Source organism: Streptomyces sp. MK37H, from assembly GCF_018035285.1.
In the GTDB taxonomy this organism is placed as follows: Bacteria; Actinomycetota; Actinomycetes; order Streptomycetales; family Streptomycetaceae; genus Streptomyces; species Streptomyces endocoffeicus.
This window is the reverse complement of the sequence record NZ_JAAAYH010000443.1, coordinates 1-7207: the sequence shown is the minus strand read 5'-3', so window position 1 is coordinate 7207 and position 7207 is coordinate 1. Positions and strand designations below refer to the sequence as shown.

The 7207-nt window shown below is 74.0% G+C and carries 4 protein-coding genes; 2 read left to right on the top strand and 2 right to left on the bottom strand.

Annotation, left to right across the window (positions count from 1 at the left end; genetic code table 11):
- Both GWI24_RS37215 and GWI24_RS37210 read right to left on the bottom strand, forming a co-directional pair.
- Positions 1-877, bottom strand: an 877-nt coding sequence (locus tag GWI24_RS37215) for an AfsR/SARP family transcriptional regulator (protein WP_210950464.1), incomplete at its 3' end; no start/stop codon positions are given.
- A gap of 294 nt (positions 878-1171) precedes the next feature.
- Positions 1172-3259, bottom strand: coding sequence for an asparagine synthase-related protein (locus GWI24_RS37210; RefSeq protein ID WP_210950463.1), 2088 nt, complete (start codon positions 3257-3259; stop codon positions 1172-1174).
- Positions 3260-4253: 994 nt separating this feature from the next.
- Between GWI24_RS37210 and GWI24_RS37205 the strand changes: the two genes are divergently transcribed.
- Together GWI24_RS37205 and lhgO are read left to right on the top strand one after the other, a co-directional pair.
- Positions 4254-5717 (top strand): MFS transporter, encoded by a 1464-nt coding sequence (locus GWI24_RS37205; RefSeq protein WP_086885785.1) that lies wholly within the window; start codon positions 4254-4256, stop codon positions 5715-5717.
- Positions 5718-6035: 318 nt separating this feature from the next.
- The coding region (gene lhgO / locus GWI24_RS37200) for an L-2-hydroxyglutarate oxidase (protein ID WP_210950462.1) at positions 6036-7207 on the top strand (1172 nt) is incomplete at its 3' end.

The window sequence follows — 7207 nt, the reverse complement described above, 5'->3', positions numbered from 1 at the left end:
CGACCGCGCTCCTGGCCGCCCTGCGGCCGTCGATCGCCGTACCGTCCGCCCGGGTTCCGCCCCCGCTCCCCTCATGGCCGTCGGCCCTCGGCGGAGCGGCCTGCGCGGTGGGCCCCCCGCCGCGCGGCTCTTGGAGGGCTTCGGCGTCCGTCGTCAGCAGCCGTCTGTGGAGCTCCTTCAGCTCCGTTCCCGGGTCGGTGCCGAGGCGGTCGGCGAGGATCCTGCGGACGTCCTCGTACGCCGCGAGGGCGTCGGCGGAGTGACCGGCCGCCCGCAGTGCTCGGATCAGCTGGGCGTGGAACGTTTCGTCGAGCGGATGGTCCGCGACGAGCTCGCGCAGCTCCGGTATGACGTCCGTAGGGCGGTCGAGCGCGAGGTCGGCGTCGATCCGGCGGTGCAGCGCGGTCAGCCGGAGCGCCTCGGGGCGGGCGGCGGCCGCGTCCCGGTCCGGCAGGTCGGCGAGGGCCGGGCCGCGCCACAGGGCGAGCGCCTTACGGAGGGTGGCGGCGGCCGTCTCGGGGTCGTCGGCCTCCAGGGCGCGTATGCCCTCGTTCGTCAGCCGCTCGAAGCGCAGCAGATCGACGTCGTCGTGGGGAGCGGCGGTCGCGAGGCGGTAGCCGCCGGGTGAGGAGACGACGGCGTCCCTGCCGATGGCCCGGCGCAACCGGCCGACGAGCGCCTGGAGCGCGGCGGGCGCGTCATGCGGAGGGTCGTCGGCCCACACCTCGTCGATCAGGGCGTCGACGGAGGCAGGGACGGTGCGTGCGGCCCTTACGGCGAGCGCGGCGAGCAGCGCGCGGATCCGGGGGCCGCCGAGGGAGAGCGGGTCGCCGTGGTCGTCGCGCGCTTCGGTGGTGCCGAGGATCAGATACCGCACAGGGGCCATTCTCCTAGGTCGCGGATTGCCGCTGGGGAGATGGTGCGGAGCGGCGGCGGAGGGGTGCATTCGTTTTCGTCCGCCGTAAGGACACCGGCTTCTCGTCCCCCGTAGGAACGCCGACTTCTCGTTCCTCGTAAGAACGCCGAGTTCCGGCGCGCGGCAAGCACCCCGGCTCCCTGAGCGCGAGGGGCGAGCACCCCGGCTCCCTGGTCGTCAGGGGCGATGTCCCGTAGGACTCCCCCGGGGCGAGATGTCACAAGGCGGCCTCGTGCCGCCTCGGTGCGGAAGCCGTCACAGGCTCGGCCGCGGCACCACTCCGCCCGCCACGGCCCGCTGGCGTGGCGCCGCGGTGCCCGTCCAGCAGGTGCCGCGGCGGGCCAGCAGGCGCCGCAGCCAGACTTCGGTGGAGACGAGCTCGGCCAGGCCGTCCAGGGGCAGCCGCTCTCCCTGTGCCGCGGCACGCAGCGCCTTACGGACGACACGGGCCTCGATCAGGCCCGCGTCGGCCAGCAGCGGCGCGTCGAAGAGGGTCATCAGCTCGCCCGTCCAGGTGCGCATGCCGGTCCGTACGGCGGCGGTGTGGGCGGCGTGGGAGGTGGCTCCCCAGCCGGGGGGAAGCTCCCGGATGCCCGCACCGGCGAGGACCGACCGCAGCACCGCGGCGCGCGCCCCCGGTTGCACCCGAAGCGCTTCGGGAAGCGCGCGGCAGGCCCGTACGACCTGGTTGTCGAGGAAGGGCGCGTGCAGGCGCTGGCTGCGGATCTCGGCGGCCTGCTCGAAGACACGGTGGTCCGCCGCGTAGCGGGCCAGGGCGGCGTCGGCGCGGCGCTCCCCGGGGCGGCGCAGCAGCACGGGGCGCACGGCCGCCTCCTCGAGCCGGACGGACACCTCGGCGAGCGTCTCGCCGGTGAGCCAGCGGGCGGCGGGCCCGGGGCGGCACCACGTCAGGGCGGCCAGGGAGGCGGATACGGCGCCGGGGCCGCGTAGCGCCTGCTCGTCGATGAAGTGACGCTCCATAAGGCGCGCGGCGGCCTCCTGGACGCCGTCGCGGTAGGAGGTGCGGGCCAGCCGTCGCGCGGCCCGGTAGACCGTGAAGGGCACGAAGAAGGACTGCGCGGAGGGGCCGTCGGCCTTGGCGAGCGCCGTCGCGGGGCGCAGCAGGTGGCGTCTGCGGCGGTCGAGCAGCAGGTCCGCGAGGCGCGCGGGGTGGGCGTCGAGCACCTGGCGGGCGCCGTGCCCGATGAAGTGGTCGGCGCTGCCCGCGGCGAGCCGGCGCCGGTGGCGTTCGGCGATGACGAGGGACGGGCCGGGCTCGTCGGTAAGGGCGCCGGTGTCGAGGCCCGCGTACGGCAGGGCGTCCTCGCCCGCGGCGACGACCACATGGTGCAGCCGCGGGTTGGCGGCGATGGCTCCGGCCCGTTCGAGTTCGGCCTCGCGGGTGCGGGCGCCGCCCGCCGTGGCGAGGTCGTTGAAGGTGACGGCCAGAAGCCGCTCGCCCGCCTCGGTGCCGTGCCCGAAGAGGGTGCCGGGCATCCCGGGGAGACCGGCGGCGAGCAGGGCGAGCGTGGCGGAGGCGCTGCCTCCGGACAGATCGGCGCCGATGCCGGGGGCCGGGGCGCCGCGGGCCGCCCGCCGCTCGGCGGGCCCCATGCCGGGCACCGGGCCGGGGTCGAGGTCGTCGGTCTCGGGGGCGTGGCGCGGGGCGGTGAGCCGGGCCCGTACGGCCTCCACAAGGGCGTCCCGGACCGCGTCCACGGCCTTGTCCTGGTCGAGCGGGGGCGCGGCGACGGCGAGGGACGCGGTGGGCTCGTAGCCGGTGATGTCGCGGGCGCCGTCGCGCAGGATCAGCGCATGGCCCGGCGGGACGCGTCTGACGCCCATATAGGGCGTGCCGTCGCCCATGGCCTCCGGCGAGTCGGGGCAGGCGAGCAGCGCACCGAGGTGACCGACGTCGAGCTGGGCCTCGATGAGGTCGGCGAGCGGGAGCGCGGCGGTGGCGTAGGCGGTACCGCCGGCCCAGTCGGTGTGGAAGACGGGCCGGGCGCCCGCGAGATCGCCGACGATAGTGACGCGGCGGCCGACCTGGGCGACGGCGGTGTAGCTGCCGGGCCAGGCGGTCAGATGGCGCAGGGCGCCGCCGCGGGCGGCGAACAGGCCCACCCGCAGCTCCTCGTCGGAGGCGCCGCAGCAGCCGAAGACGGCGAGGCGGGTGAAGGGGTCGGTCTGGACGACGCGTACCTCATCGGGCCGCCAGTCGCCGACCGCCCACAGCGGATCGGGGTCGGACCACAGGAGTTGGGCGCCGACCGGCTGGATCGCACGACCCTCCGAGGAGACCGGGCCGGATGCGGTACTGCTCCACCCCACCAACCACCGCATCGCCGCCTCCACAGGCTGTGGGCATCCAGGGCAACCAAGAAGTAGGTGCCATCATGCACAGCATGTTGACGGTTTCGGCATCGAACCGGACAACAACATGGATCTCCTGGATGTCCTGTGACCACAGATGCCCGCAGGAATCGCAGAGTTGATCCCAGGGGGTGGCGCCTCTCACGAAGGCATCCGTAAGGAGCCCACCGAGGGAACCACCGCCGGTAGCGACCCGCCGTTCCGCCGTGGCCCATGCTGCCACGATTGGGGCGCGCAAGAGCGCAAGGGCATTGATGAGTGTGCGGAGCGGCGCACAAGAGGCGCACGAAGGGGCGCACGGAAAGGGCACCGATCGACGGTTGGCGCTCGCGCCAACCCGCAGACCACACGGGGGCCTTACCGCTCCGCGCCGCGCCGACCACCGCGTGCGGGGGCATCCGCGGCATGTGCTACGTGGCTCACCGCTCCGGGGGAGAACTGGGCGGAATCCGTGCCGAATCCGGGCGCGGTCTACGCGGAAGAGGGCTTCCCGCGTCGGGCCTCCCCCTCCCCGGCCCGACGCGGGAGCCCGGCCGTGAGGGGCGATATTCAGCCAAATTGCCGTGGCGCTCTCGTTGGTCTTGCGGACGACCTGTAAGGACTCGACTTCCGCCTCTCGCGCCTCCCGACACGACAGTCCGGGAGGCGGCATTCGCCTCCCGGACCGTTCCGCCGCCCGCGGGGAATGAGGCGGCGGCGTCCCCCAGCCCACTGGATCCAGTACAGCGGGCCGACCCACGCAGGACCCATCGAAACGTCCCCGCCGCGACGGAGACAGAGCGCACACACGGGCGCACAGCCACACACACCGGGAGCACACGTCACGCCCCGCACGCCCGTTCGTACAAGAATCTCGCCATCCGGGACACCACCTCTTAACGGTCGGGATGCGGCGAACTACGCTGGGTTTACGAATGTCCCGCGCTCATGCCGGGGCGGCCGTCGGTGCTGTCGAGGGGTGCGCATGTCCAGGGAGCCACGCGGGCCGAACGAAAAGCTCGGCACCGTTCTCGCCCTCGCTGGGATCAGCAATGCCGGGCTCGCGCGCAGAGTCAACGACCTCGGCGCCCAGCGCGGCCTCACGCTTCGCTACGACAAGACGTCCGTCGCGCGCTGGGTGTCCAAGGGCATGGTGCCCCAAGGCGCCGCGCCACACCTCATTGCGGCTGCGATCGGGAGCAAACTCGGCCGCCCCGTCCCCCTGCATGAAATCGGCCTGGCCGATGCCGATCCGGCCCCCGAGGTCGGGCTTGCCTTCCCGCGCGACATCGGCCAGGCCGTCCGCTCCGCGACCGAGCTCTACCGGCTGGATCTCGCGGGTCGGCGCGGCGGCGTAGGCATCTGGCAGAGCCTGGCCGGATCTTTCTCAGTAAGCGCGTACGCCACCCCGGCCTCGCGCTGGCTCATATCCCCCGCCGACAGTTCGGTGGCCCGCGAACCCAAGGACGCCGAGGACGGGACCACCGCCGCGAGCACCTCGGGCGCGGCGGCGCCGGACGCCATACCGCCGCAGCGCGTCGGCCACAGTGACGTCACCAAGCTGCGCGAGGCCGCCGAGGACGCGCGCCGCTGGGACTCCAAGTACGGCGGCGGCGACTGGCGTTCCTCCATGGTTCCCGAGTGCCTCCGGGTGGACGCGGCGCCCCTGCTGCTCGGCTCGTACAGCGACGAGGTCGGCCGCTCCCTCTTCGGCGCCACCGCCGAACTGACCCGGCTCGCCGGGTGGATGGCCTTCGACACCGGCCAGCAGGAGGCCGCGCAGCGGTACTACATCCAGGCGCTGCGCCTCGCCCGCGCCGCGGCCGACGTCCCCCTGGGCGGCTATGTGCTGGCGTCGATGAGCCTCCAGGCCACCTACCGGGGCTTCGCCGACGAGGGCGTGGACCTGGCCCAGGCCGCCCTGGAGCGCAACCGCGGCCTGGCCACCGCCCGCACCATGAGCTTCTTCCGGCTCGTGGAGGCGCGCGCCCAGGCCAAGTCCGGGGACGGGCCCGCCTGCGGGGCGGCCCTGAAGTCCTCCGAGGGCTGGCTGGAGCGCTCGCGGGCGGGCGACCCCGATCCGTCCTGGCTCGACTTCTACAGCCATGAGCGGTTCGCGGCCGACGCCGCCGAGTGCTATCGCGATCTCCGGCTGCCGCGTCAGGTGCGGCGCTTCACCGAGCAGGCGCTGGCCCGGCCGACGGAGGAGTTCGTACGGTCGCACGGGCTGCGGCTCGTGGTGTCCGCAGTCGCCGAACTGGAGTCCGGCAATCTGGACGCGGCCTGTGCGGCGGGCGCCCGTGCCGTGGAGGTCGCCAACCGGATCTCCTCCGCGCGCACCACGGAGTACGTACGCGACCTGATGCGGCGCCTCGAGGCGTACCGCGACGAGCCGCGCGTCGCCGAGCTGCGCGAGCAGGCCCGGCCGCTGCTGGTGGCACCGGCGTGAGCGGCGCGAGGGCGCCGCGGGGGCAGCGCGGGGGCAGCGCGGGGGCGGATGCGAACGGCATGGGGTCGGATGCGAGCGACCGCGATGAGTGGTGAACGGCCCGGGATGAACGGCGAGGCGAGAGCTGCCCGGAATAGGCGACTCAGAGGCGAGCCGCCGGAAATGAGCGACTCGGCATGAATCGATCCATATGACCGGTGGACCTAGCCCGGACCCTAGTCCTCACATGGGTTTCGGGCCGTTGTCAGTGGCGCAGGTCATGATAGGGATCGACGGTCGGGCGACTGGACGGTGTGGCGCGTGGGGAGGTGACATGGCGTGACGGCGTTGGACTGCGACGTGCTGGTGATCGGGGGCGGGATCGTCGGCATGTCGACGGCGTATGCGATCACGCGCGCCGCGCCCGGCACCCGCGTGACCGTGCTCGAGAAGGAGGCGGGCCCGGCCCGCCACCAGACCGGGCGGAACAGCGGCGTGATCCACAGCGGTATCTACTACCGGCCGGGGTCGCTCAAGGCGCGGTTCGCGGTGCGCGGCGCCGCCGAGATGGTGAAGTTCTGCGCCGAGCACGGCATCCCGCACGAGGTCACCGGCAAGCTCATCGTCGCCACGGAGCGCTCCGAGCTGCCGAGGCTCCACGGCCTCGTCCAGCGCGGCAGGGAGAACGGCATTCCGGTGCGCGAGCTGGGCCCCGCCCAGATCGCGGAGTACGAACCATGGGTGCGCGGCCTCGCCGCGATCCATGTGGGCACGACGGGCGTCTGCGACTTCGGCGCGGTGGCGGCCCGGCTGGCCAGGCTGGCCCAGGACGCGGGCGCCTCGGTGCGGTACGGGGCGCAGGTGCGCACCATCGGCCGGCGCCCGTCCGCGGTCGCGGTGCGCACGGCGGACGGCACGGTGCTGCGCGCGCGGGCCCTGGTCAACTGCGCGGGGCTGCACTGCGACCGCGTCGCCCGGCTGGCGGGCGACGACCCAGGCATGCGGATCGTGCCCTTCCGCGGTGAGTACTACGAGCTGGTGCCCTCCCGCGCCTCGCTGGTGAACGGTCTGGTGTACCCGGTGCCCGACCCGGCGTTCCCGTTCCTCGGCGTCCATCTGACCCGCGGCATCGACGGCGGCGTGCATATCGGGCCCAACGCGGTGCCGGCCCTCGCCCGCGAGGGGTACGCCTGGCGTACGGTGCGCCCGCAGGAGCTGGCCGGCACGCTGGCGTATCCGGGCTCCTGGCGGATCGCCCGCCGCCACTGGCGGTACGGGGCGGGTGAGCTGCGGCGTTCCCTGTCCAAGCGCGCCTTCACCGACGCCGTGCGCCGCCTGCTCCCGGATGTGACGGCCGACGACCTGATAGCGGCCCCGGCGGGCGTGCGCGCACAGGCGGTGCTGCCGGACGGCACGCTGGTGGACGACTTCCTGATCTCGCAGTCACCCCGGATCGTCCATGTGCTCAACGCCCCGTCGCCCGCGGCCACGGCCTCCCTGCCGATCGGCCG